Annotated in this window: 21 protein-coding genes; 16 read left to right on the forward strand and 5 right to left on the reverse strand. The window is 65.1% G+C overall.

Features of this window, described 5'->3' with window-relative positions; genetic code table 11:
• Nucleotides 1–50: 50 nt before the first annotated feature.
• The 4 genes from HNO53_RS01060 to HNO53_RS01075 all read right to left on the reverse strand — a co-directional run bounded on the left by HNO53_RS01060 (nt 51) and on the right by HNO53_RS01075 (nt 5,063).
• The gene (locus tag HNO53_RS01060) at nt 51–509 is read right to left on the reverse strand and encodes a universal stress protein (RefSeq protein WP_167115854.1); all 459 of its coding nucleotides are present in this window, start codon (nt 507–509) and stop codon (nt 51–53) included.
• Nucleotides 510–578: 69 nt separating this feature from the next.
• Nucleotides 579–2,210, reverse strand: coding sequence for an MFS transporter (locus tag HNO53_RS01065; protein WP_209475502.1), 1,632 nt, complete (start codon nt 2,208–2,210; stop codon nt 579–581).
• Nucleotides 2,211–2,495: 285 nt separating this feature from the next.
• Complete coding sequence (gene narL / locus HNO53_RS01070) at nt 2,496–3,164, reverse strand: two-component system response regulator NarL (protein WP_209475503.1); 669 nt, start codon at nt 3,162–3,164, stop codon at nt 2,496–2,498.
• Nucleotides 3,165–3,170: 6 nt separating this feature from the next.
• Nucleotides 3,171–5,063, reverse strand: a complete 1,893-nt coding sequence (locus HNO53_RS01075; protein WP_209475505.1) for a histidine kinase — start codon at nt 5,061–5,063, stop codon at nt 3,171–3,173.
• Nucleotides 5,064–5,233: 170 nt separating this feature from the next.
• On the opposite strand from HNO53_RS01075, the gene HNO53_RS01080 reads away from it, so the two are divergent.
• The 15 genes from HNO53_RS01080 (at nt 5,234) to HNO53_RS01150 (ending at nt 22,559) form a co-directional block, all read left to right on the forward strand.
• Nucleotides 5,234–6,511 carry an MFS transporter gene (locus HNO53_RS01080; protein ID WP_209475508.1) on the forward strand — a complete coding sequence of 426 codons (1,278 nt, stop codon included), beginning with the start codon at nt 5,234–5,236 and terminating at the stop codon, nt 6,509–6,511.
• A gap of 197 nt (nt 6,512–6,708) precedes the next feature.
• Complete coding sequence (locus tag HNO53_RS01085) at nt 6,709–10,452, forward strand: nitrate reductase subunit alpha (protein ID WP_209475510.1); 3,744 nt, start codon at nt 6,709–6,711, stop codon at nt 10,450–10,452.
• The gene (gene narH / locus HNO53_RS01090) at nt 10,449–12,011 is read left to right on the forward strand and encodes a nitrate reductase subunit beta (RefSeq protein ID WP_209475512.1); all 1,563 of its coding nucleotides are present in this window, start codon (nt 10,449–10,451) and stop codon (nt 12,009–12,011) included. The genes HNO53_RS01085 and narH overlap by 4 nt, the downstream gene beginning before the upstream one ends.
• Nucleotides 12,004–12,792: a nitrate reductase molybdenum cofactor assembly chaperone gene (narJ, locus tag HNO53_RS01095; RefSeq protein ID WP_209475514.1), complete on the forward strand. Its 789-nt coding sequence runs from the start codon at nt 12,004–12,006 to the stop codon at nt 12,790–12,792. Before narH ends, narJ begins: the two co-directional genes overlap by 8 nt.
• A gap of 24 nt (nt 12,793–12,816) precedes the next feature.
• Nucleotides 12,817–13,503 (forward strand): respiratory nitrate reductase subunit gamma, encoded by a 687-nt coding sequence (narI, locus tag HNO53_RS01100; protein WP_209478474.1) that lies wholly within the window; start codon nt 12,817–12,819, stop codon nt 13,501–13,503.
• Between the two features lie 71 nt (nt 13,504–13,574).
• The gene (locus HNO53_RS01105; protein ID WP_209475516.1) at nt 13,575–14,393 is read left to right on the forward strand and encodes a peptidylprolyl isomerase; all 819 of its coding nucleotides are present in this window, start codon (nt 13,575–13,577) and stop codon (nt 14,391–14,393) included.
• A 9-nt stretch (nt 14,394–14,402) separates the two neighbouring features.
• Entirely contained in the window at nt 14,403–14,987 is a 585-nt protein-coding gene (moaB, locus tag HNO53_RS01110) for a molybdenum cofactor biosynthesis protein B (protein ID WP_209475518.1), read from the forward strand.
• Nucleotides 14,984–16,225, forward strand: a complete 1,242-nt coding sequence (locus tag HNO53_RS01115; RefSeq protein ID WP_209475520.1) for a molybdopterin molybdotransferase MoeA — start codon at nt 14,984–14,986, stop codon at nt 16,223–16,225. Before moaB ends, HNO53_RS01115 begins: the two co-directional genes overlap by 4 nt.
• Nucleotides 16,185–16,928 carry a Crp/Fnr family transcriptional regulator gene (locus HNO53_RS01120; protein ID WP_209475522.1) on the forward strand — a complete coding sequence of 248 codons (744 nt, stop codon included), beginning with the start codon at nt 16,185–16,187 and terminating at the stop codon, nt 16,926–16,928. The genes HNO53_RS01115 and HNO53_RS01120 overlap by 41 nt, the downstream gene beginning before the upstream one ends.
• 52 nt (nt 16,929–16,980) lie before the next feature.
• Nucleotides 16,981–17,400, forward strand: a complete 420-nt coding sequence (locus HNO53_RS01125) for a putative zinc-binding protein (RefSeq protein WP_209475524.1) — start codon at nt 16,981–16,983, stop codon at nt 17,398–17,400.
• Entirely contained in the window at nt 17,397–18,383 is a 987-nt protein-coding gene (gene moaA, locus HNO53_RS01130; protein WP_209475526.1) for a GTP 3',8-cyclase MoaA, read from the forward strand. The genes HNO53_RS01125 and moaA overlap by 4 nt, the downstream gene beginning before the upstream one ends.
• A 220-nt stretch (nt 18,384–18,603) precedes the next feature.
• Entirely contained in the window at nt 18,604–18,915 is a 312-nt protein-coding gene (locus tag HNO53_RS01135; RefSeq protein WP_209475528.1) for a hypothetical protein, read from the forward strand.
• A 19-nt stretch (nt 18,916–18,934) separates the two neighbouring features.
• Complete coding sequence (locus HNO53_RS01140; protein WP_209475529.1) at nt 18,935–20,143, forward strand: M24 family metallopeptidase; 1,209 nt, start codon at nt 18,935–18,937, stop codon at nt 20,141–20,143.
• A gap of 62 nt (nt 20,144–20,205) precedes the next feature.
• Nucleotides 20,206–21,801, forward strand: a complete 1,596-nt coding sequence (locus tag HNO53_RS01145; RefSeq protein ID WP_209475531.1) for a BCCT family transporter — start codon at nt 20,206–20,208, stop codon at nt 21,799–21,801.
• Nucleotides 21,801–22,559, forward strand: a complete 759-nt coding sequence (locus tag HNO53_RS01150; protein WP_242597509.1) for a creatininase — start codon at nt 21,801–21,803, stop codon at nt 22,557–22,559. The genes HNO53_RS01145 and HNO53_RS01150 overlap by 1 nt, the downstream gene beginning before the upstream one ends.
• Before the next feature lie 41 nt (nt 22,560–22,600).
• Here the strand turns inward: HNO53_RS01150 and HNO53_RS01155 are convergent, their stop codons facing one another.
• Nucleotides 22,601–23,464, reverse strand: coding sequence for a LysR family transcriptional regulator (locus HNO53_RS01155; RefSeq protein ID WP_209475533.1), 864 nt, complete (start codon nt 23,462–23,464; stop codon nt 22,601–22,603).
• 204 nt (nt 23,465–23,668) lie between these two features.
• Between HNO53_RS01155 and HNO53_RS01160 the strand changes: the two genes are divergently transcribed.
• Complete coding sequence (locus HNO53_RS01160) at nt 23,669–24,706, forward strand: GlxA family transcriptional regulator (protein ID WP_209475535.1); 1,038 nt, start codon at nt 23,669–23,671, stop codon at nt 24,704–24,706.
• Nucleotides 24,707–24,708: the final 2 nt, after the last annotated feature.

A 24,708-nucleotide genomic window follows, 5' to 3' on the forward strand; every position in this document is an offset into this window, starting at 1 on the left:
TATCATCCTGAAGTGAGAGCTCGGTTAGCCACGCGTGACGGGATCGCCGCTCACGGGCTGGGCAGAATCAGCAGCGGACATTCGACGCGTCGGGCGAGGAAGGAGCTGACCTTGCCGAAGGTCATGTAGTCGAGCTCGTCGACGAAGTAGCTCAGCGACTGGGCGATGATGCCGCCGTCGGGCTTGCTGCTGTGACGGGCGATGACCAGCACGTCCGGGGCGTGCTTCTGGGTGGCCTGCAGCAGCATCTTGCGGGCGTCGCCCTCGGCCAGCACCCAGTCGACCTCGAAGCCCTCCTGGTGAGCGAAGTCGGCGCCCTCCTTGAGGGCCGTCTTCATCTCTTCGTATTCCTGTTGGAACAGCGTCTCGTTGGCGTCGGTGGCGTCACCGGGATTCTCCGCCACGCCGACCAGGATCAGCGTGGGGGCATTGCAGCGAAACAGGCTGACGGTCTGGGCAAGGGCCAGCTTGGCGTTGCGCGAGCCGTCATAGGCGATCATGACTTTCATGGCATCCCTCCGAAGAAGGCAAGGTAGGGGGCGTGCACCGGAGCGAGCTCCGGTGCACCGATGACCGCATCAGGGGTTCTTGATCTCGGCGCCGGGGCGCAGGTAGAACCACCAGTTCACCACCAGACACACCGCATAGAAGATCGCGAAGCCGTACATGGCGAGCTCGGGGGTACCCATCTTGATCTGCTCGCCCATCACCCGCGGGGCGATGAAGGCGCCGTAGGCGGCCACAGCGGAGGTCCAGCCCAGCACCGGGCCCTTCTGCTGCTGGTCGAAGATCACGCCGATGGTGCGGAAGGTGGAGCCGTTGCCGATGCCGCTGGCGGCGAACAGCACGATGAACAGCAGCAGGAACATCCAGAAGTACTGGTTGGGGTCGGTGGAGTTGTAGGCCAGCATCATCACGTAGCCCACGGCGGCCGAGGCGACGACCATGATCACCGAGATGGCCTGGGTGACGATGGAGCCGCCGAGCTTGTCGGAGATCCAGCCGCCGAGCGGGCGGATCAAGGCGCCGACGAACGGTCCCATCCAGGCCCAGGTCAGGGCGCTGGGGCCGTCCGGGTTGGCCACGCGAGTGATGCTACCGTCGGCGGCGACTTCCATCATATTGCCGAAGATGACCGAGATGGAAAGCGGCAGGGCGGCAGAGAAGCCGATGAACGAGCCGAAGGTGGCGATGTAGAGCACCGTCATCGACCAGGTGTGCTTGTTGGAGAAGATCGCGAACTGCTTCTGGATGTTGGTGCGGATCTGGCCGGGCATCATGCGCAGCAGGGCCAGGGTCAAGCCGATGGTCAGCGGCAGAGCGAGCCACATGTTCAGCCAGCCGAGGGCGACCACGCCGATGATCGAGGTGAGAATGCCCACGCCGTAGAGGCCGAGGATCTTGCCGAAGGCGGCGGCCGGATTGCCGGGGTTCGGGGTGATGTCGCGAATGTTGTTCATGCCGAACCAGCCCAGGAAGGCCAGCGGCACCAGGAATACCAGCCAGATGAAGCCGGCGTTCTGGATCCAGGTGTCGGTGCCTGCCTCAATGCGGCCGATCAGGGTGCCGCTGGAGCTCTGCAGCTCCATGGGGCTCCCCGCAATGGCGCCGAAGATGCCTATGGTCATCACCAGCGGAATCAGGATCTGCATGGTGGTGACGCCGAAGTTGCCCAGGCCGGCATTCATGCCCAGAGCGTAGCCCTGCTGCTTCTTCGGATAGAAGGTGGAAATATTGCTCATCGAGCAGGCAAAGTTACCGCCACCGATGCCCGAGAGCAGCGCCAGCGCCTGGAAGACCCAGAAGGGGGTTTCCGGGTTCATCAGCGCCACGCCGGTGCCTGCGGCCGGCAGCATCAGCAGCGCGGTGGTCAGGAAGATGGTATTGCGCCCGCCGGCGATGCGGATCATGAACGAGGCGGGAATGCGCAGGGTGGCGCCGGAGAGACCGGCTATGGCGGTCAGTGTGAAGAGCTGGCTGACCGTGAACGGGAAGCCCAGGTTCTGCATCTGCGTGGTGATCATGCCCCACATCAGCCACACCGCAAAGCCCATCAGCAGGCTGGGGATCGAGATCCACAGATTGCGTGAAGCGATGCGCTTGCCCGTTTGTTGCCAGAACTGTTCGTCCTCGACGTCCCAGTGCTCGATGTCGGCATTCTTTGGTCTGCCGGCACCGAGCTTGCCGATATCGGCGCTCGATTTAGCCATGACGTTTCCCCTTCGTGATTTGACTGATCCCGCCTTGCGACATCCGCCCTGATCGGGATCAATTCAGGATCGGTTGCAGCAAAGATACGTCGCGCGAAAGGGGGGCGAAACCGCTCGAAATTACCGGAAAATCAGTCAGGTACCACTTGAGGGGTAGCAGGGGTAGGAAGGTAAGTTTTTGTTTTTACAAGACGGAGTGCGAGCAAAGGACACGAAAAAGGCGCCTTGCCGGCGCCCAGGAGTCTTTGGAGGTATCCACACAGAACCTTCTCTACCCATTGCTCGCTATCGGGCATCGATGCCTTCCTGCACGGCCCACACGGCCGCCTCCACCCGCGAGCGCAGGTTGAGCTTTTTCAGCAGGTGCTTGACGTGTACCTTGACCGTGCCTTCGGTGATGTCGAGCTTGCGCGCGATCAGCTTGTTGGAGAGTCCGGCGGCCAGTTCGCGCAGGATCTCGCGCTCGCGCTGGGTCAGGCTGTGGATGTCCGGCGTCGCGGGTGCCGCGCGCTGGTTGCGCAGTGCCTCGGCGAGCAGCGCAGTGAGACTCTCGCTGACCACCATGCGCCCCAGCGCCGCCTGGCGCAGCTGGCGCACCATCTCTTCGGGCTCCATGTCCTTGAGCAGATAGCCGTCGGCACCGCCGCGCAGGGCGGCTACCAGATCCTCTTCGTGGTCGGAGACGGTGAACATCACGATGCGACCGGCGTAGCCCGACTCGCGCAGCGCCTTCAGCGTCTGGATACCGTCCATGCCGGGCATGTTGAGGTCGAGCAGGATCATGTCCGGATCGAGCTCAGCGGCCAGGCGCACGCCCTGTGTCGGCTCGCCGGTATCGCCGACGAGCTGGAGGTCATCCTCCAGCTCGAGCAATTGGGCCACGCCGCGGCGCAACAGCGGGTGGTCGTCGATGATCAGGATACTGGCGGGGGTCTCGCTGACTGACTGGCCCATGATGTCTCAGTTTCCTTGGTCGTGAAGGGTCGATGGTTCGGCGGGCTGGCGGCTGATCAGGCGCGCCGTCTGCGGGGTGAAGGTCACCTCGATACAGGTGCCGCCCGTGGTGCGATTGGAGAGTTTCAGCTCGCCGCCCAGGGTGTGGGCACGGTCGCGCATGATCACCAGTCCGTAGTGCATCGGCGGCGAGTCGCTATCGGCCAGGCCGATGCCGTCGTCCTCTATACGCAGCGTAATTCGGGCGTGGTGGAAATCCACCGTTACCGCGGCCCAGTGGGCCTGGGCATGCTTGTGCGTATTGCTCAGCGCCTCGCGGGCGATCTGCAGGACATGGATCTCCTCGTTGGGGTTGAGCAGGTGGGGCGGCACGTCGTAGTGCATTTCCACCGGGGCGCCCATGCGCTCGGCGAACTCTTCGGTGGTCTGCCGCAGCGCCGTCTGCAGGCCCGGCCCCTCGAGCTTCAGGCGGAAGGTGGTCAGCAGCTCGCGCAGCTGGCGATAGGCGCTGTTGAGTCCGGTGCGCAGCTCATCGAACACCGCCGCCTGCGCCTCGCGCGGGGCGTCTTTGGCCTGCATGCGTTCCAGCCGCGCCACCTGCATCTTGAGGTAGGAAAGCGACTGCGCCAGTGAGTCGTGCAGCTCCCGGGCGATGATGGTGCGCTCGTTCATCAGCGAGACCTGCTGCTCCTCCTCGATGCGGCGCTGCAGATAGACCGCCGTGGCCAGTTGGTCGGCGAGGGCATTGAGCAGGCGGCGCACGCTGTCGGAGAGCGGCTGCTCCTTGGGATACCAGATCTCCAGGGTGCCGAGCATTTCGTCGCCGACGCTCACCGGCAGCAGCACGCATTCGCCCTCCTCGGTATCGGAGAGGCGAATGGGCCGGGGAGCGATCAGGCAGGCATGGCAATCGTGATCGCGGCAGTAGTCGGGGCGCCTTGCTGAGTGTGTGGCGAGGATCGGAATCGGACGGTCGTCGTGTGGGTCGTTGAGCAGCAACCGAATGGGCCCGATCTCGAGCAGTTGTTCGACCTGGCGCAGCATCGGCGCGGCGCTGGCGCACAGATCGTTGCCGCCGCCGTAGAGCCAGCGGCTGCCGTCGTGCAGTACCTGCATCACCTGACTGCTGCGCTCCAGTTCCCGGGTCTTGCGCTTGACCCGTTCCTCGAGGTCGGCGTAGCTGGTGCCGAGCTCCTCGGCCATGCCGTCGAAGGTGCGGCCCAGCAGTGCCAGCTCATCGGCGCCCTTGAGTCGGGTACGCACGGTGAAGTTGTGGCGCGCCGCCTCCCCGGCCAGCACCATCAACTGGCGCAGCGGTGCCACCAGGTTGTGGCGTATATCGTAGAGCGCGATGGCGACGACTACCGCCGTAAGCCCCAGGAACAGGATCTGCAGGGCGCTGAGCAGGCGGATCTTGGCCTCGGTGTTCTGCTCGAGCTGAGTGACCATGCGGTCGATCTCGCCCACCAGGCCGTCGAGGGTGCGGTTGAGCGACTCGATGTCCACCGAGCGGCTGTCGACGGCCTCGTTGACCTCCGGGGCCAGCTCGTTGTGCCAGCGCGACAGCACCAGGCGGTATTGTCGCCTGAGGTCATGGGCTTCGGATACGGGAATGGCGCCGGTCAGCTCGTCACTCTCCAGGCGCTCCTCGAAGCGGCGCTTGAGCACGTGCACCGCCGCCTGGTGCTCCATCGAGGGGTGGCGCTCGTAACGCTGCAGGGCGGCGACGATCTGGTAGGTATTCATGCGCAGCGAGCCGGCGACGTTGATCGCCGCGGCATCGCCGCGGCTGCCGCCGGCTACCGCCATGGTTACCACGATGCTGATCAGGGCCATGGCGCTGATCGCCAGCAGCGAAGCCACGATGCGGGCCACGAGGGAGCGTTGCAGCAGTTTCAAGAAGGGCGAACTCCGTCAAATGTCGGTCCTGGGGACACTATACCCCAAGGGGCGGCATGCTACCGGGTGTGGTGCGACGCTGCTACCAAAGAGGTACCTCGCATGCCCTTTTGACCCTGTCCGGTAGGCGAACGAGAATCTCTACGACCACGCCACGAGGCCCACCGTTCATGACGTCCGCCGAAAAAGCCCCCGTCGTGGGCCAGCAGGTTGACTATCGCTCTCTGGTGGTCGTGCTGCTGTCGCCACTGGCCTTCGCCCTGGTATTCGCCAGCTGGACCATTTTTGCCGTGCTCGGCATCGAGCTGAAGCAGGGGCTGGGCTTCGGTGAAGTGCAGTTCGCCGTGCTGCTGGCCATGCCGATGTTCACCGGCGCGCTCTCCGCGCTGCCGCTGGCGGCGCTGGCGCGCCTGGTGGGCGGCCGGCGGGTGATGATCGGCTGCCTGCTTTGGATCTGTCCTCTGCTGTGGGCCATCGCTCACTCCAGCGATTACTGGGAGTTTCTGCTCGCCGGCGCCGGCCTGGGGGTGGGCGCCGGCTCGCTGGCCGCAGGGCTGGTCTACGTTGCGGCGCTGTGCCCGCGGCGACACGCCGGCCTGGCGCTGGGGCTCTACGGCGCCGGCATGCTCGGTGCCGGGCTTACCTACTTCCTGCTGCCCTTGATCAGCCAGGCCTACGGCTGGCCCATGGCGCCCAAGCTCTACCTGCTGCCGATCGGGCTGGTGGCGCTGCTGCTGTGGGTATTTGCCGAGGAGTCGCCGCGACAGCCGGGAGCGCTGGGTGCCGGGGTTGGCGCGGCGCTGCCGGGCGGGCTGCCATCCCCCGCGGCGTGCCGCCTGGCGCTTTACTACAGCTTCTTCTACGGCACCTTCGTGGCACTGGCGCTGTGGCTGCCCGCCTACCTCATGGCGCAGTACGGCCTCTCGCTGATGGCCGCGGCTCTATGGGCGCTGCTGTTCACCCTCCCCGGCGGGCTGGGGCAGATCCTCGGCGGGGCCTTGGCCGACCGGCGCGACTTTCGCGATCTGCGCTGGTGGGTCAGCGCCTGCGTGATGGCCTGCCTGTTCCTGCTCTCCTATCCCGACTTCACCATGCAGATCCACGGCGTGCACGGCGATCTCACGCTGGACTTCTCCATGCCGCTGGGCGGCTTTGCCGCGCTGCTCGCTACGATGGGGCTGGCCATGGGCATCGGTCAGGGCAGCCTGATGTGCCTGATCCATCGCGACCACGGCGACGACATGGTCCGCTCGGGCGGCCTTGCGCTGGCGCTGGGGGGGCTGTTTGCCGCGGTGCTGCCGCTGATGTTCGTGCTCGGCAACGAGTGGATCGGCGTGCGCACCGCCGGCTTCATGTTCCTCTATGCGGCGCTCGCGGTGTGCATGCTGGTCATGCTCTGGGAAGTGGGCAACCGCTCCCGCTCCTACTCGCTGCACGGAAGGGACTAACCCCTTTCTCGGGGCCTTCTATCACCTTGTGGGTAGAGCGGGTGTATATGGAGGTAACCGGGCAGTAATCCCCGCTTCGATCCCCCAGAATCCTCTTCAAGCACCTGCCTGACGGTCGTGTCGAACACGTCGCGCGACCCGGCAGGCGGGGTGGCCCGGGCGGCCACGCATCACATCAAGGAGCCTGGAGATCGACCATGAGTCACTTCTTAGATCGGCTGAATTTCTTCCGCAAGGCGCGCGAACCCTTCGCCAACGGCCATGGCGAGACCCGCGAGGAGTCCCGTGGCTGGGAGGACGGCTACCGTCAGCGCTGGCAGCACGACAAGATCGTGCGCTCCACCCACGGCGTGAACTGCACCGGCTCCTGCAGCTGGAAGATCTACGTCAAGAACGGCCTGGTCACCTGGGAGACCCAGCAGACCGACTATCCGCGCACCCGCCCGGACCTGCCCAACCATGAGCCACGGGGCTGCCCGCGCGGCGCCAGCTACTCCTGGTACATGTACAGCGCCAACCGCCTCAAGTACCCGCTGATCCGCAAGCCGCTGCTCAAGCTGTGGCGCGAGGCCAAGCAGCAGCACGGCGACCCGGTCGACGCCTGGGCCTCCATCGTCGAGGACCCGGCCAAGGCCAAGCAGTACAAGCGTGCCCGCGGCATGGGCGGCTTCGTGCGTGCCGACTGGGACGAGCTCAACGAGCTGATCGCCTCGTCCAACGTCTACACCGCCAAGCAGTACGGCCCCGACCGCGTCATCGGCTTCTCGCCGATCCCCGCCATGTCGATGGTCAGCTACGCCTCCGGCGCCCGCTACCTGTCGCTGATCGGCGGCGTCTGCCTGTCGTTCTACGACTGGTACTGCGACCTGCCGCCGGCCAGCCCGCAGACCTGGGGCGAGCAGACCGACGTGCCCGAGTCGGCCGACTGGTACAACTCCGGCTATATCATTGCCTGGGGCTCCAACGTGCCCCAGACCCGGACCCCGGACGCTCACTTCTTCACCGAGGTGCGCTACAAGGGCACCAAGACCGTCTCCATCACCCCCGACTATGCCGAGGTGTCCAAGCTCACCGACGAGTGGCTGTCGGTCAAGCAGGGTACCGATGCCGCCCTGGCCATGGCCATGGGCCACGTCATCCTCAAGGAATTCCACCTCGACAAGCCCAGCGCCTACTTCACCGAGTACGTGCGCAAGTACTCCGACATGCCCTTCCTGGTCGAGCTGGAAGCGCGTGAGGACGGCAGCTTCGTGCCCGGCAAGCAGCTGCGTGCCAGCGACTTCGATGCCAACCTGGGCCAGGACAACAACCCCGAGTGGAAGACCGTGGCGTGGGACGAGACCCGCGACCAGCTGGTCGTGCCGCGCGGCTCCATCGGCTTCCGCTGGGGCGAGGATGGCAAGTGGAACCTCGAGCCGCGCGACGCGGACGGCGAGGAGATCCACCCGCTGCTGACGCTGGCCGAGCACCACGACGACGTGGCCAAGGTGGCATTCCCCTACTTCGGCGGCATCGCCCACGAGCACTTCGACCACGTGGCCGGCAACGAGCTGCTGTTCCACAGCCTGCCCGCCAAGCGCCTGAAGAAGGCCGACGGCAGCGACGTGCTGGCGGTCACAGTGTTCGACCTGATGTGCGCCAACTACGGCATCGATCGCGGCTTCGGTGAAGACGACGGCGCCCGCTCGCTGGACGAGGTCAAGCCCTACACCCCGGCGTGGCAGGAGAAGATCACCGGCGTGCCCGCCGAGCAGGTCACCCGCATCGCCCGTGAGTTCGCCGACAACGCCGACAAGACCCAGGGTCGCAGCATGGTCATCGTGGGCGCCGCGATGAACCACTGGTACCACATGGACATGAACTACCGCGGCCTGATCAACATGCTGATCATGTGCGGCTGTATCGGCCAGAGCGGCGGCGGCTGGGCCCACTACGTGGGGCAGGAGAAGCTGCGCCCGCAAACCGGCTGGACCCCGCTGGCCTTCGGCCTCGACTGGCAGCGTCCGCCGCGCCACATGAACGGTACCTCGTTCTTCTACAACCACTCCTCGCAGTGGCGCTACGAGAAGCTGCAGGTCAAGGAGATCCTCTCGCCGCTGGCCAACCCGGCCGACTACAGCGGCAGCCTGATCGACTTCAACGTGCGTTCCGAGCGCATGGGCTGGCTGCCCTCCGCGCCGCAGCTCGGCACCAACCCGCTGCGCCTGGCCGAGAAGGCCAAGGCCGCCGGGCTCTCCACCGCCGACTACGCCGTCCAGCAGCTCAAGAGCGGCGAGCTGGCGTTCGCCGCCGAGGACCCGGACAGCCCGCAGAACTTCCCGCGCAACATGTTCATCTGGCGCTCCAACCTGCTGGGCAGCTCGGGCAAGGGCCACGAGTACATGCTCAAGTACCTGCTGGGCACCCGCCACGGTATCCAGGGCAAGGACCTGGGCGAGATGGGCGGCGTGAAGCCGGAAGAGGTGAAGTGGCACGACGAGGCGCCGGAGGGCAAGGTCGACCTGGTGGTCACTCTGGACTTCCGCATGTCCTCCACCTGTCTCTATTCGGACATCGTGCTGCCGACGGCGACCTGGTACGAGAAGAACGACCTCAACACCTCGGACATGCACCCGTTCATCCACCCGCTGACCGCGGCCACCGACCCGGCGTGGGAATCACGCAGTGACTGGGACATCTACAAGGGCATCGCCAAGGCCTTTTCCAAGGTCTGCGTGGGGCACCTGGGCGAGGAGACCGACCTGGTTACCCTGCCGCACCAGCACGACTCCCCCGCCGAGCTGGCCCAGCCCGAAGTGAAGGACTGGAAGAAGGGTGAGTGCGAACCGATCCCCGGCAAGACCATGCCGGCGCTGATCGAGGTCAAGCGCAACTATCCGGAAACCTACGAGCGCTTCACCTCTGTGGGTCCGCTGCTCGAGACCATCGGCAACGGCGGCAAGGGCATCGCCTGGAACACCGAGTCCGAGGTCGAACTGCTCGGCAAGCTCAACTACCGCAAGACCGAAGGCCCCGCCAAGGGTCGGCCGAAGATCGACAGCGCCATCGACGCCGCCGAGATGATCCTGACCCTGGCGCCGGAGACCAACGGCCACGTGGCGGTCAAGGCGTGGGGCGCGCTGTCCAAGATCACCGGGCGCGACCACACCCACCTGGCGATCAACAAGGAAGAGGAGAAGATCCGCTTCCGCGACGTGGTGGCCCAGCCGCGCAAGATCATCTCGAGCCCGACCTGGTCCGGCCTGGAGGACGAGCACGTCTCCTACAACGCCGGCTATACCAACGTCCACGAGCTGATCCCGTGGCGTACCGTCAGCGGCCGCCAGCAGTTCTACCAGGATCACCCCTGGATGCGCGCCTTCGGCGAGAGCCTGCTGACCTACCGTCCGCCGATCAACACCAAAACGGTGACCGGCTTCACCATGCCCGAGGACAACGGCAACCCGACCAAGGCGCTCAACTGGATCACCCCGCACCAGAAGTGGGGCATCCACTCCACCTACAGCGACAACCTGCTGATGCTGACGCTCAACCGCGGCGGCCCGGTGGTATGGATGTCGGAACCCGATGCCCAGGAGATCGGCATCGAGGACAACGACTGGATCGAGCTGTTCAACGCCAACGGGGCGATCACCGCACGGGCCATCGTCAGCCAGCGGGTCAAGGCCGGCATGGTGATGATGTACCACGCCCAGGAGCGCCAGGTGAACGTGCCGGGCTCCGAGGTCACCAAGACCCGTGGCGGCATGCACAACTCCGTGACCCGGGTGTGCCCCAAGCCGACCCACATGATCGGCGGCTACGCGCAGCTCTCATACAGCTTCAACTACTACGGCACCGTTGGCTCCAACCGCGATGAATTCGTCCTGATCCGCAAGATGAAGAACGTCGACTGGCTGGACGGCGAAGGCAACGACAGCGTTCAGGAGACCGTGAAATGAAGATTCGTTCACAGGTAGGCATGGTCCTCAATCTCGACAAGTGCATCGGGTGCCACACCTGCTCGGTCACCTGCAAGAACGTGTGGACCAGCCGTGAAGGTCTGGAGTACGCCTGGTTCAACAACGTCGAGACCAAGCCGGGCATCGGCTATCCCAAGGAGTGGGAGAACCAGGACAAGTGGAAGGGCGGCTGGATGCGTCGCCGCGACGGCAAGATCGAACCGCGCATCGGCGGCAAGTGGCGGGTATTGGCGAACATCTTCGCCAACCCCGACCTGCCCGAGATCGACGACTACTACGAGCCGTTCGACTTCGACTACCAGCACCTGCATACCGCCAAGCAGGGCGACCACCAGCCGGTGGCACGTCCCCGCTCGCTGGTCTCCGGCCAGCGCATGAACAAGATCGAGTGGGGGCCGAACTGGGAGGAGATCCTCGGTACCGAGTTCGCCAAGCGTCGCAAGGACAAGAACTTCGAGCAGGTGCAGGCCGACATCTACGGCCAGTTCGAAAACACCTTCATGATGTATCTGCCGCGCCTGTGCGAGCACTGCCTCAACCCGGCGTGCGTGGCCTCGTGCCCCAGCGGTGCGATCTACAAGCGCGAAGAGGACGGCATCGTCCTGATCGACCAGGACAAGTGCCGCGGCTGGCGGATGTGCATCTCCGGCTGCCCGTACAAGAAGATCTACTACAACTGGAAGACCGGCAAGTCCGAGAAGTGCATCTTCTGCTACCCGCGCATCGAAGCGGGCATGCCGACGGTGTGCTCGGAAACCTGCGTGGGTCGTATTCGCTACCTCGGCGTGCTGCTTTACGACGCCGACCGCATCGAAGAGGTGGCGAGCTCGCCCGACGTGCGCGACCTCTACCACCGCCAGTGCGAGATCTTCCTCGACCCGCACGATCCCGAGGTGATCGCCCAGGCCAAGCGCGACGGCATCGCCGACAACGTGATCGCCGCGGCCCAGGCCTCGCCGGTCTACAAGATGGCCATGGACTGGGGGCTGGCGCTGCCGCTGCATCCCGAGTACCGCACCCTGCCGATGGTTTGGTACGTGCCGCCGCTGTCGCCGATCCAGACCGCCGCCGAGGCGGGAAAGGTCGAGTACGACGGCGTGCTGCCCAAGATCGAGTCGCTGCGCATCCCGGTGCGCTACCTGGCCAACATGCTCACCGCCGGTGAGGAGGAGCCCGTGGTGCTGGCGCTCAAGCGGCTGATGGCGATGCGCGTCTACATGCGCAACAAGCACGTCGAGGGCAAGGTCGACACCGCCGTGCTCGACGCCGTCGATCTCAGCGAGGCACAGGTGGAGGAGATGTACCGCTACCTCGCCATCGCCAACTACGAGGACCGCTTCGTGGTGCCGACCAGCCACCGCGAGATGGCCACCGAGGCCTTCCCCGAGCGCGGCGGCTGCGGCTTCAGCTTCGGCGACGGCTGCCACGGCGAGAGCAAGCCGAGCCTGTTCAACGGCCGTAAGCAGACCAGCGCGCTGGTCAAGCCGGTCGACGTCTTCGATCCGAAGACAGGCACCAAGGAGACCCACCATGGCTAATGCAGCACTTCAGATGCCTCAGGAAGCCATGATCCAGCCCGACGTCGGCATGCGCAGCCTGCGCGTGCTGGCCCGGCTGCTCGACTACCCCACCGAGGCGTTACAGGGCGCGGTGGATGAGCTGATCGAGGCGCTTTATGTCGAGCGCCGCCTGTCGGCGGCGCTGCGCGGTGACCTGATGAGCTGGTGCCAGCGCATCCACGAGGCCGACCTGCTCGAGCTGCAGTCCGACTACGTGGCGCTGTTCGACAAGGGCCGTGCCCACTCGCTGCTGCTGTTCGAGCACGTCCACGGCGAATCCCGCGACCGCGGCCAGGCGATGGTCGACCTGATCGACGAATACCAGGCCGCCGGCTTCGAGCTCGACGCCCGCGAACTGCCCGACTACCTGCCGCTGTTCCTGGAGTACCTCTCCACCCGCAGCGAGGAGGAGATCGGCCGCTGGCTGGGCGAGATCCGCCATATCCTGGCGCTGCTCACCGCACGCCTGGAAGAGCGCGGCGCCGACCAGGCACTGGTGACCCGCGCGCTGCTGGCGATGATCGGCGCCGAGGAGGACGTGGAAGCGCAGCGCGAGGTGGTGGTCGGCGAGACGCGCGACGACACTCCCGAGGCGCTGGACGCGGTATGGGAAGAGGAGGCAGTGCGCTTCTCCGCCCAGTCCGACGAAGACTGCGCGCTGCAGTCGGCCGAAGGCCGGCGCCTGGCCGAGCGCAAGCGGGCGATCCAGGGTGAGGCGGTACGCATCCTCGATCCCGTCGATGCCGCCAAGAAACACTAACGGAGACCTGTCATGAGCACTTTCATGAACTACATCGATTCCCTGCTGTTCGGGCTCTACCCCTACCTCGCCGGCAGTGTCTTCCTGATCGGCAGCCTGATGCGCTACGACCATGGCCAGTACACCTGGAAGACCGGCTCCAGCCAGATGCTGTCGTCGAAGAACATGCGCATGGCGAGCAACCTGTTCCATGTCGGTATCCTCGTCATCTTCTTCGGCCATCTGGTCGGGCTGCTGACACCGCATTGGGTTTACGAGCCCTTCATCACCCCCGGCGCCAAGCAGGTGATGGCCGTGGTGGTCGGCGGCATCGCTGGCGTCATGTGCCTGGTGGGCGGCGCCATGCTGTTCCATCGTCGCCTGACCAACCCGCGCGTGCGTGCCTCGTCCAGCCCCATGGACACCGTGATCATCGGCCTGCTGGTGCTGCAGGTCACGCTCGGGCTGCTCACCATCCTGCCCACCCTGGGCCACCTGGACGGCAGCGCGATGTTGAAGTTCTCCGGCTGGGCGCAGTCCATCGTCTACTTCCAGGGCGGCGCCGCGGCGTACCTGGAGGGCGTGAGCTGGATCTACAAGCTGCACATCCTGATCGGCCTGACCATTATCCTGGTGTTCCCCTTCACCCGCCTGGTGCACGTGTGGAGCGCACCGATGGGCTATGTGACGCGGCGCTATCAGATCGTGCGTCGCCGCGCCGGTGGCGTGTAAGAGGATGAGCCTGGCTGCGCTTGTCAATCGGTGCGAGCGCAGCCTGCAGCAGGATTCATGAGGTGACTGACATGCAAATGATCGAGATCGAACAGCTGCCGGGCCGCTACGCGCCGCCCCTCGTCAAGGTCGGCGACAAGGTGATCGACGAGGACAGCATCGCCCGCGAGATGCAGTACCACCCGGCGGCGAGCGCCGACGAGGCGAAGCTGTCGGCAGCTCGCGCGCTGGTGGTTCGCGAGCTGCTGCGCCAGCGCGCCGTCGAGCTCGGTCTGACGGCCGAGACCGATGACGAAGGCGACATAGATGCCGCCATCGCCGCGCTGCTCGAACAGGAGCTGGACGTGCCGGAACCGGAAGAGGCGGCCTGCCGGCGCTTCTTCGACGCCGAACCCGAGCGCTTCAGCGCGCCGACACGTCTCGCTGTGCGCCACATTCTGCTGGCCGCCGCACCCGACGATGCCGAGGCGCGCGACGCCCAGTACCGCCTGGGCGAGACGCTGATCGAGGAGCTCAAGGCCATCCCCGAGCGCTTTACCGAATTCGCCATGCGCCACTCCGCCTGCCCGTCGAAGAGCGAGGGCGGCGAGCTGGGCTGGCTGGCACAGGGGCAGACCGTGGCCGAACTCGACCGTGCCCTGCAGCACCTGCCCGAAGGGCTGCACGACCGGCCGCTGGCCTCACGCTACGGCTGGCATGTGGTGAGCATCGATGCGCGTGCCGGCGGCCAGCGCCTGCCTTTCGAAGAGGTCGCCGAACGTGTACGCCACACCCTGCGCGAGCAGGCGACACGACGCGCCCTGCGCCACTACCTGCTGGCGCTGGAAGCCGAGATCGGTGTCGAAGGCGTGGAGCTCGACGACGATGCCGCCGGCAGCTTGATGCAATAGGAGAGAGTCATGTCCCACGTTCACGCCAACGCCCGCTTCGTGCCGCTCGGTATCAGTGTGCTGACTGTGTCCGATACCCGCGGCTTCGACCGCGACGGCAGCGGCGACCTGCTCAGCGAACGCCTGTCGGAGGCCGGCCACGTGCTGGTCGACCGGCGTATCGTACCCGACGACATCTACCGCATCCGGGCGGTGGTCTCCAAGTGGGTGGTGCGCGACGACGTGCAGGTCATTCTGGTCAACGGCGGTACCGGCTTCACCGTGCGCGACACCACTCCCGAGGCACTCGCGCCGCTGTTCGACCGCGCCATCGACGGCTATGGCGAGCTGTTCCGCCAGCTCTCCTACGCCAGCATCGGCACCTCCACCGTGCAGTCGCGGGCGGTAGGCGGTGTGGCCAACCGTACCCTGATCTTCGCCATGCCCGGCTCGCCCAAGGCCTGTGCCACCGCCTGGGACGGCATTCTCGAAAGCCAGCTCGACGCCCGCACCCGGCCCTGCAACTTCGTGGCCATGGTGCTGCCCGAGCAGCCGGCCTGCGCCAGCCGCGAGACGCCGGCAGTGCCTGACCGTGGTCAAGGAGCCCACGCATGAGCTGTGCCACCCTGGCCAAGGGACTGCTCGACCTGGAGGTGGCCCGGGCGCGCATGATCGCTGCCGCCGAACCGGTGCGTGGAGAGGAACGCGTGGCGCTGGAGCAGGCGGCCGGCCGTGTGCTGGCGTGTGATCTCGTCGCTCGCCTGGACATGCCCGGCATCGACAACAGCGCAATGGATGGCTATGCCCTGCGCATCGCGGAACTCACCAAGGCCGGCCTGCCGGTGGTGCTGCGGGTGCCGGCGGGAGCCGAGGTCGAAGCGCTGCCCGCGGGGGGCTGTGCGCGGATTTTTACCGGTGCGCCGATCCCCAAGGGGGCCGACTGCGTGGTGCCCCAGGAGCGGGTCAGGCTCGACGCAGCGGGGCGAGTGCACGTCATCGGCGAAGCCACACCGGGTGCCAACATTCGCCGTCGTGGCGAAGAGTACCGCGAGGGCGATGCGCTGCTGGGGGCGGGGTGGACGCTGAACGCCGCGGCGCTGGCCCTGCTGGCGAGCCAGGGCATCGCCGAGGTGCCGGTATTGTCGCGCCTCAGGGTGGCGCTGATCTCCACCGGCGACGAGCTGATCGAGCCGGGCGAGCCGTTCAGCCCCGGGCGCGTGTACAACAGCAATCGGGCAATGCTGAAGGCACTACTGGAACGGGCCGACTGTTTGGTGCTCGACCTGGGCGTGATCGCGGACGATCCCGATGCCCTGCGCAGGGCCTTCAGCGCCGCTCGCGACGGTGCCGACCTGGTGATCTGCACCGGCGGCGTCTCGGTCGGCGAGGAGGACCACGTCAGGCCCGTGCTCGACGAGCTGGGCGGGCTTCGGTTCCATGGCGTGGCGATCAAGCCGGGCAAGCCGTTTGCCTTCGGCTACCTGGATGACGGCTCGCCCGCGGGCGTGCCGCTGATCGGCCTGCCGGGCAACCCCGTGGCGTCGCTGGTGGGCTGGCACCTGCTGGCACGTCCTTTCGTTCTGGGCTGCCAGGGTCGCAGCGTCGGGCCGCTGCAACAGTATCGCGTGCGTGCCGGCTTCTCGCGGCGAGCCAGCCGGGGGCGGCGTGAGCTGTTGCGCGTAACGCTCGATTGGCAGAACGAGGGGCCGGTAGCCTTGCTCGCCGGCGGTCAGGGCTCCCACATGCTACATGCCGCCAGCCAGGCGCACGGCTATCTGATGATGGCCGCCGATACCGACGTGGAGGAAGGTCATGAATACCTCTATCTACCCGCCGGACAGTTCGTCGACTGACCTGCTGTTCAAGCCCAAGCAGCTCCGCGAGCTGGTGCAGGGCGTGCCGTGGCTGGGCGAGCTGGACGAAGACGAAGTCACCGAGCTGCTCGAGGACACCGAACTCAAGACGCTCAAGACCCGAGAGTGGCTGTTTCGCCAGGACTCACCGGCGCACTGGCTCTACATCGTCATCAACGGCGCCGTACGCCTGGCGCGCAGCGCCGGCGACGGGCGGCTCGCCACCATTCGCTGCGTCGAGCGCGGCGGTACCCTGGGCGAGCTGAGCATGGTCTCCAGTGCCGGGGTCTACCTCTACTCGGCGGAGGCGCTGCGGCGCACCCATGTACTGGCGATACCCGCCCGGCGCTGCCGCGAGATCATGGATCGCCAGCCCGCCTGCCGTGCGGAGTTCATGAGTCGTCTAGCGCTTGAGCTCACCGAACGTCTCGAGGACCTGGCGCTGCTGACCCAGGCCGATGCCATGTCGCGGTTGGTCAGCTACGTGCTGCGCCAGTTGCCGCCGGGCCGCAGCAGAAGTCCGCGGGTGGTGCGTTTGTCGATCCCCAAGCGCTGGCTCGCCGCCCAGTTGGCCATGACACCGGAAACCCTGTCGCGGCTGCTGGCCAAGCTGCGCGACAGCGGCGTGATTGGCATCGACCGCCAGCGCCTGACGGTGCTCGACGAACAGAAGCTGCGCGACGCCATGCTGGCGGACGACTGAGTCGTCGCCTCGGCGCGCCATCCGGTCGTACAGTCGTACCTAGGGAGGCGGTATGTCCCGAACCAAGCAGAAACCCAACACCCTGGTCTACTCCTGCTCCGGCTGCTCGGACGTGGCGCAGCTGGCCAACGACGTCGCCGTAAGGCTCGACCATAGCGGTGTGGCCGAGATGTCGTGCATTTCCGGCGTCGGTGGAGGCGTACCCGGCCTGGTACGCATCGCCCGTGCCGGCCGGCCGATCGTGGCCATCGACGGCTGCCAGATGCACTGCGTGACCCACTGCCTGGCCCGCGCCGGCGTGACGGCCACCGAACACGTCAAGCTCTACGAGCAGGGCTTTCGCAAGCGCCGCGGCCAGCGCTTCGACGATGAGGTCGTCAGTGAAGTGGCCGAGCAGATCGGCGGTCTGATCGCCCGCTTGCCGATGGACGCCCCGGCCCATGTCGAGGGAAGCGTCGAGGAAAACGCATGAACCTGATCGACGGCTTCGGCCGCACCGTGCGCTACGTTCGCCTGTCGGTCACCGACCGCTGCGACTTCCGCTGCGTCTACTGCATGGCCGAGGAAATGACCTTTCTGCCTCGCGCCAAACTGCTCACGCTGGAAGAGATCGCCGCGCTGTCGCGCGCCTTCGTCGAGCTTGGCGTCGAGAAGATTCGTCTGACCGGCGGTGAGCCGCTGGTGCGCCGCGGCATCGAGGACCTGGTGGCCGAGCTCGGCGCGCTGCCGGGCCTGCGTGACTTCGGCATGACCACCAACGGCGCCGGGCTCGCCAAGCACGCGCGTGCTCTCTATCAAGGCGGGCTCAAGCGGCTCAACGTCAGCCTCGACTCGCTCGACCCCGCGCGCTTCCGCGCCCTGACCCGTACCGGCGACCTGGCCCGGGTCATCGACGGCATCCGTGCCGCCCGCGACGCCGGCTTCGAGCGCATCAAGCTCAATGCGGTGATCCTCAAGGGGCGCAACGACGACGAGGTTCTCGACCTGGTCGAGTTCGCGCGGCGGGAGCGGGTGGATATCAGCTTCATCGAGGAGATGCCGCTGGGCCAGGCTATCGGTCACGACCGCGCTGAGACCTTCTGTGGAAGCGATGAGGTGCGTACCGCCATCGAGGCGCGCCATCCGCTGCTGCCTACTACCGAGACCACCCTGGGGCCGTCGCGCTATTTTCGGATGCGCGACTCGAACATCCGGATCGGCTTCATCTCGCCGCACAGCCACAACTTCTGCGCCGCCTGCAACCGCGTGCGCGTCACCGCCGAGGGCCGCCTGCTGCTGTGCCTGGGCAACGAGCACTCTGTCGACCTGCGCGGCGTGATGCGCCGCCACCCCGGCGACCTCGAGCGGCTCAAGGCCGCCATCGTCGCCGCCATGCAGAACAAGCCCGAACGCCACCACTTCACTACCGACGGCGACGTTCAGGTGGTGCGCTTCATGAACATGACCGGGGGCTGACCCCGGCTCCGCTCTCCCTCGTCTCTCGCTGACGCGGCGGCCGTCAGGCCGCCGCGCCTGGCGGTCTTTCCCGAACTTTGCTTCCACTCACGCTGGGATCTGGCTTGCCGCGGCCCTCTCTGTGTTGGCATTGCTGATGCCAATGCCCCTATTTGCACTAGTCATTGGTGTTGCCGATCAGCGCTGGCCATAGTCTCTCCAGACAGCAGGAGAGCAGATCATGAAAACTTGGCGGTTGGTGCTGCGCAGCGTCTCGAATTCCGGTGCATTACAAGATGCCGCTGCGCTGAAACGCAATGTCGCCAACTTCTTGCGTGTCGTCGAAACCTACGAAGTGCAGTGCCTTGGCATTCCGCTATTCGGTATCGACTTTTATGCCAAGGATGACGAATTCAACCATGTCATGCGGATGATCAGGATTATCGAAGAACGATACCGACTTTCCGTCATGCAGTTCAGTGAACTGGCCGAAATCGATGAGCCCAGTGTGACGATTAAGGTCGGTTGCCAACCTGCGACATATGTCGCGTGATAACGAAGGAGACAACAAAATGAAGCTTCCCTCATTAATTGAAATTCCGAACGGTGACAAGGTTACGCCGACCTTTTCCGATGCCGAGATGCACGGGCGACTGAAGCGGCTGCGAGAGTACATGGCGGCCAATGACGTCGACGCTGTCGTGTTGACTTCTTATCACAACATCAACTATTTCAGCGATTTCGTTTACTGCAAGTTCGGGCGCGATTACGGCCTGGTCGTGACCCAGGATCGCTTTACCACCGTCACCGCCAATATCGACGGCGGCCAGCCCTATCGGCGCAATCGACTGGGCGATAATATCGTCTACACCGACTGGCAGAAGGACAACTTCTTCAAGGCGGTAAAACATCTCTGTGAAGGCAAGCGGCGCGTGGGTGTCGAGTTCGACCACCTCACGCTGCAGAACCAGCAGAAGCTGCTCTCCGCACTCGGCGAGGTGGAGCTCACCGATATCGGCGTGCCGACCATGAAGATGCGCATGATCAAGTCGGCCGAGGAGATCGCCCTGATCCGCCAGGGCGCGCGCATCGCCGACGTTGGCGGCGTGGCCGTGCGCGATGCGATCAAGGCCGGCGTGCCGGAGTACGAAGTGGCCCTGGCCGGCCAAGCCGCCATGGTGCGCGAAATCGCCAAGACCTACCCGAACAGCGAGCTGATGGACACCTGGGTCTGGTTCCAGTCGGGCATCAACACCGACGGCGCTCATAATCCGGTGACCAGCCGGCGCGTGCAGCCCGGCGACATCCTGAGCCTCAACACCTTCCCGATGATCTCGGGCTACTACACCGCGCTGGAGCGCACCCTGTTCTGCGAGCATGCCTCCGACGAGCACCTGCGCCTGTGGGAGGTCAACTGCGAGGTGCACCGGCGCGGCCAGGAGCTGATCAAGCCCGGCGTACGTTGCTGCGACATTGCCCACGAGCTCAACGAGATCTTCGCCAAGCACGACCTGCTGCAATACCGCACCTTCGGCTACGGCCACTCCTTCGGCACCCTCAGCCACTACTACGGCCGCGAGGCCGGCCTTGAACTGCGTGAGGACATCGAGACCGTGCTCGAGCCCAACATGGTGGTCTCCATGGAGCCGATGATCATGGTGCCGGAAGGGCGCCCGGGGGCCGGCGGCTACCGTGAGCACGATATCCTCGTCGTGAATGAACACGGTGCCGAGAACATCACCGGCTTCCCGTACGGGCCGGAGCACAACATCGTCAAGTAAGCATCGAGGGGGCGCTGCGCCCCCTTTCTGCATATAAGAACAAACGACAGAGGAGGACGGCTATGGTCCTGCACTCGGGCCCCTTCAAAGGGGTAAACCCACTGGTGACCCTGGTATCGGTCATCGTCATGGCGGCGTTCATCGCGCTGGCCATTCTTTTCCCGCAAGCCACCACGGCGCTGATCGACAGGGGAAGGACCTTCGTGACCTTCTACTTCAACTGGTGGTACGTCGGCCTGGCGGCGAGTTTCCTGATCTTTCTGCTGGCCCTGGCGTTCAGCAAGTACGGACGCCTCAAGCTCGGGGAGGAGCACGAAAAGCCGGAGTTCGGCTACTTCACCTGGTTTGCCATGCTCTATGCCGCCGGCCAGGGCATCGGCATCATCTTCTGGTCGATCGCCGAGCCGATCATGCACCTCTCCCAGGGGACGCCCTTCTCTCCGGCAGTAGGCAACGCCGAAGCCGCCGACATCGCCATGCGGCTGGCCTATTTCCACTGGGGCCTGAACGCCTGGGCCATCTACTGCATCGTCGCCCTAGGCCTTGCCCTGATGGCCTATCGCTATGGCAAGCCGCTGAGCATCCGCTATACGCTCTATCCCTTGCTGGGGGAGAAGGTCAATGGCTGGATTGGTAACCTCATCGATATCATTGCTGTCTTTGCCACCCTCTTTGGTATTGCCACTTCCCTGGGCCTGGGCGTTCAGCAAATCAATTCCGGCCTTAATTATCTTTGGGATGTGCCTGTCAATCGCCTGGTGCAGGTGGCGTTGATCGGCGTGATTACCGTACTGGCCCTGATCTCCGTGCTGACCGGGCTCAAGCGCGGCATCAAGTATCTTTCACAAGCCAATATGTGGCTGACCTTCCTGCTTCTTGCCTTCTTCTTCGCCTTCGGGCCGACGCGCTACATCATCGGCGGGCTGCTTGAATCAACGGGCGATTACCTACGCTCGGTGATTCCGCTGAGCTTCTACACGGGCAGCAACGCGACGGCGGCCAACGGCGCCGAGTCATGGCAGGACTCCTGGCAGGGCTGGTGGACCGTCTTCTACTGGGGCTGGTGGATGTCGTGGGCACCGTTCGTGGGGGTGTTCGTGGCCCGGGTCTCCCGGGGGCGTACCATCCGCGAGTTCATCTTCGGCGTGGTGGGTGTGTCCTCACTGCTCTCCTTTGTCTGGCTCTCCGCCTATGGCGGCACGGCCCTCTACGAGGAGCTGTTCGGCAGCGGCGGCATTTCCGAGGCCGTATCCCAGGACGTTTCCCTGGCGCTCTATGCGACCTTCTCCGCCATGGATGTCGGCGTCATCGGCGTAGTGGCCGGGTTCTTCGGCACGCTGCTGGTCGCGACCTACTTCATTACCTCATCCGATTCGGGAACCCTGGTCATCACCACCATTCTCAGCGAGGGTGACCCGCATCCGCTTTCCCGGCATCGTGTCTTCTGGGGCGTCATGGAGGGGGCCGTCGCGGCCGTGCTGCTGCTGGTAGGCGGTGCCTGGGCACTATCGACCCTGCAAACGGCCGCCATTCTCTCGGCGCTACCCTTCTCCCTGATCATGGCGCTGATGGCCTTCTCGATCGTGCGCGCCGTGCAGCAGGATAGCGCCTTTCGACGCGAATACTCGCTGAAGACCATGACGGAGGGAAATACCTGATGAATAGCGTCAAGCTGGCGGAACTGGACTGGATGACCTACCGCGACCGGGTGCAGGATGGCGGCTGCCGAATCCTGCTACCGGTGGGGGCCATCGAGCAGCACGGGCCGCACATGTCGTTGAACCCGGACGTGCTGATACCGGAATACATCGCCTGTCGCGTGGCCGAGCGCAGCGGCAACATGCTGGTCGCGCCGCCCATTGCCTACGGCTACAAGTCGCAGGTGAAATCGGGGGGCGGCAACTTCTTCCCTGGCACCACCTGCGTCAGCGGTCGCGCTCTGGAGGAGTACGCCTATGACGTGATCCTCGCCTACGCGGCGCATGGCAACCGGGAGTTCGTGCTGATCAACGGCCATTTCGAGAACTCGATGTTCCTGGTCGAGGCGGCCGATCGAGCCGTGAAGCACGCCAGGCTGTCCGGCAAGGAGATACGGGTTGTGCTGCTCTCCTACTGGGATTTCATCAGCGAGGCCACCATCGAGAAGGTCTTCCCGGACGGTTTCTCGGGCTGGGCGGTCGAACACGGCGGCGTGCTGGAAACCTCGATCATGCTGAAGATCCATCCTGAGCTGGTGGATATGTCGAAGGTGGTCGAGGTTCCTCCCGCCGAGTTTCCGCCCTATGACGTCTTCCCGCCGGATCCCAGTTGGGTGGCGAGTTCGGGCACGCTGTCATCGCCGGCCAAGGCCACGGCGCAGAAGGGAGAGTGGATTCTCGACGAGTGCATCGAGAAGATTGCCGGGACCTTTGGGTGAGGCGGCGGCATTGCCGGCCCAAGGGGCCGGCAATGCCTCAGTTACATGTTGGCGAGTCCGGAACGCAAGAAGTCGAGTACATGGCGAGAGGCGATGTTGAGTTCCCTCTCCTTGTAATACAGGCCGATGCAGACCCGACCCAGTGCCGGAAGGCTCCGGGAACTCTCGGCATGCTTCAGGTGCTCGGGAATCACCGATTTCGCCATCGCCGTGATACCCAGCCCCTCTTCCACCGCCGAGAAGATACCGAGCAGGCTGGTGCTCGTGTACATGAAGCGGAAGGGATGCTGCTGCGATTGCAGAGCCTCTTCCATCAGGGAGCGATAGACACAGCCTTGAGGGTAAGCGATCAGCGGTATGGGGTCGTCATAGCCATTGATGAGCCGGCTGTCCTTGTAGACCCACTCCAGGCCCTCCAGTCGATAGTCACGCGCATCCCGGTCTTCGTCCTCCTTGGCATGCTCCATGGCCAGGGCAAGATCATAGTGCCCCTTCTGATAGCGCTGCAGGATGACCTTGCTGATCTCGCAGTCGACTTCGACAACGATGTTGGGGTAGACGCGCGAGAGGTTCCTCAGCGCCTTGGGCAGAAATGCCAGTTCGAAGTCGTTGGGTATGCCGAGCCTGACCTTGCCGGAAACGTTGTCGCCCCTGACCCTGGCAATGATCTGGTCGTTGATCTCGAGCATCTGGCGTGCGGCCTCGTAGAGATACTCGCCATCCTCCGTCAGCTCCAGGCTGGAACCGCGCAGGAAGATCTTGGTGTTCAGCAGCTCCTCGAGTTTCTTGACCTGCAGGCTGATCGCCGGCTGCGAGCGACCCAGCAGCTCGCCTGCACTGGTGAAACCGCCCAGGTCCTTGATAGTGACGAAGGTGCGCAGAAGATCGGTGGGTATGTTGGTCATTGGCTTGCCATGGTCATGTCGGGTATCGCCCTGGGGAGGCAACTTGGCGGATCGCGAATAACGGCTCGTCTCGGTATGCCTGCGACTAGCTTGCCTTACTTTCCCGGGCGCCGCACAGCCTCTTGCCTACTTTGCAGAATGCGATAGAGTCGAGGCGATGGGCCTCGTTCGCCCGGCAGCATCCTTCGCGACGCAGGAGCCGTCATGAATCTTCCTCTCAGGGGCGAGCCCCTCTCGGTCGGCTTCGTCCTGCTGCATCGTTTCACCCTGCTGCCTTTCGCCGCCTTCGTCGATTGCCTGCGCCTGGCGGCCGATGAGGGGGATCGCAGCCGTCAGCTGCGCTGCCACTGGACCTTCATGACCAGCACCGGCGAACCGGCTGCCTCCAGCTGCGGGGCGTCCATCACGCCTTGCCAGCCCTTCCGGGACCCGCAGGAGTTCGACTATATCGTGGTGATCGGCGGCGTGTTGGACGATGCCGACCGGGCCGATACCACGGCACTGGCTTACCTGCGCCGGGCGGCAAATGCCCAGGTGCCCCTGGTCGGGCTGTGCACCGGTGCCTTCGCCCTCATTCAGGCCGGCCTGATGAATGGGCGACGCTGCTGCGTCAGTTGGTATCACCACCGCGACATGATCCAGCGCTTTCCCACCATCGAGCCGGTAGCCGATCGGCTGTTCGTCGATGACGGCGACCGCCTCACCTGCGCTGGCGGTTCGGCGGGGGCGGACCTCGCCGCCTATCTGGTCGAGCGGCACCTGGGCAAGGCTTGGGCGATGAAGAGCCTGCGTATCATGCTGCTCGATGAAGCCCGGGCAGGCGCTCACCCGCAGCCGCAGCCGGTGGTGTTCGGCAAGATCGAGGATCGCCTGGTGCGGCGTTCCATCGCCGTGCTTGAGCAGCACCTAGGTGAACCGATCTCGATGGATGCGCTGGCCGAGCGCGTCGGAACCTCGCGGCGTAACCTGGAGCGCCGCTTCCGCGAGACGCTGGGCGTCGGTCCGCAGAAATTCGCTCGCGACCTTCGCCTGCGCTATGGGCTGTGGCTGCTGCACTACACAGGCAAAAGCGTCACCGAGATCGGTGAGCGCTGCGGCTTCTCCGATACGGCCCATTTTTCGCGCCATTTCCGCAGCGCTTTCGGTATGCCGCCGTCGGAGATGCGCAAGCGTGCCGAAGAACCGGGAAGCGAACGGGTCGACCCTTTCTTCCTGCATATCGAATCCCGTCCGGCGGTCTGACT

It is taken from the genome of Billgrantia antri, from assembly GCF_017868935.1.
Classification (GTDB): Bacteria; Pseudomonadota; Gammaproteobacteria; order Pseudomonadales; family Halomonadaceae; genus Halomonas; species Halomonas antri.

Bases quoted from the DNA above. Each gene is read 5' to 3' on its own strand.
- HNO53_RS01060 (WP_167115854.1), bottom strand. From the start codon at position 509: ATGAAAGTCATGATCGCCTATGACGGCTCGCGCAACGCCAAGCTGGCC.
- narI (WP_209478474.1), top strand. From the start codon at position 12,817: ATGAACTACATCGATTCCCTGCTGTTCGGGCTCTACCCCTACCTCGCC.
- narL (WP_209475503.1), bottom strand. From the start codon at position 3,164: ATGGGCCAGTCAGTCAGCGAGACCCCCGCCAGTATCCTGATCATCGAC.
- HNO53_RS01105 (WP_209475516.1), top strand. From the start codon at position 13,575: ATGCAAATGATCGAGATCGAACAGCTGCCGGGCCGCTACGCGCCGCCC.
- HNO53_RS01160 (WP_209475535.1), top strand. From the start codon at position 23,669: ATGAATCTTCCTCTCAGGGGCGAGCCCCTCTCGGTCGGCTTCGTCCTG.
- HNO53_RS01080 (WP_209475508.1), top strand. From the start codon at position 5,234: ATGACGTCCGCCGAAAAAGCCCCCGTCGTGGGCCAGCAGGTTGACTAT.
- narH (WP_209475512.1), top strand. From the start codon at position 10,449: ATGAAGATTCGTTCACAGGTAGGCATGGTCCTCAATCTCGACAAGTGC.
- HNO53_RS01145 (WP_209475531.1), top strand. From the start codon at position 20,206: ATGGTCCTGCACTCGGGCCCCTTCAAAGGGGTAAACCCACTGGTGACC.
- HNO53_RS01085 (WP_209475510.1), top strand. From the start codon at position 6,709: ATGAGTCACTTCTTAGATCGGCTGAATTTCTTCCGCAAGGCGCGCGAA.
- HNO53_RS01140 (WP_209475529.1), top strand. From the start codon at position 18,935: ATGAAGCTTCCCTCATTAATTGAAATTCCGAACGGTGACAAGGTTACG.
- HNO53_RS01150 (WP_242597509.1), top strand. From the start codon at position 21,801: ATGAATAGCGTCAAGCTGGCGGAACTGGACTGGATGACCTACCGCGAC.
- moaB (WP_209475518.1), top strand. From the start codon at position 14,403: ATGTCCCACGTTCACGCCAACGCCCGCTTCGTGCCGCTCGGTATCAGT.
- HNO53_RS01135 (WP_209475528.1), top strand. From the start codon at position 18,604: ATGAAAACTTGGCGGTTGGTGCTGCGCAGCGTCTCGAATTCCGGTGCA.
- HNO53_RS01065 (WP_209475502.1), bottom strand. From the start codon at position 2,210: ATGGCTAAATCGAGCGCCGATATCGGCAAGCTCGGTGCCGGCAGACCA.
- HNO53_RS01125 (WP_209475524.1), top strand. From the start codon at position 16,981: ATGTCCCGAACCAAGCAGAAACCCAACACCCTGGTCTACTCCTGCTCC.
- HNO53_RS01120 (WP_209475522.1), top strand. From the start codon at position 16,185: ATGAATACCTCTATCTACCCGCCGGACAGTTCGTCGACTGACCTGCTG.
- HNO53_RS01115 (WP_209475520.1), top strand. From the start codon at position 14,984: ATGAGCTGTGCCACCCTGGCCAAGGGACTGCTCGACCTGGAGGTGGCC.
- moaA (WP_209475526.1), top strand. From the start codon at position 17,397: ATGAACCTGATCGACGGCTTCGGCCGCACCGTGCGCTACGTTCGCCTG.
- HNO53_RS01155 (WP_209475533.1), bottom strand. From the start codon at position 23,464: ATGACCAACATACCCACCGATCTTCTGCGCACCTTCGTCACTATCAAG.
- narJ (WP_209475514.1), top strand. From the start codon at position 12,004: ATGGCTAATGCAGCACTTCAGATGCCTCAGGAAGCCATGATCCAGCCC.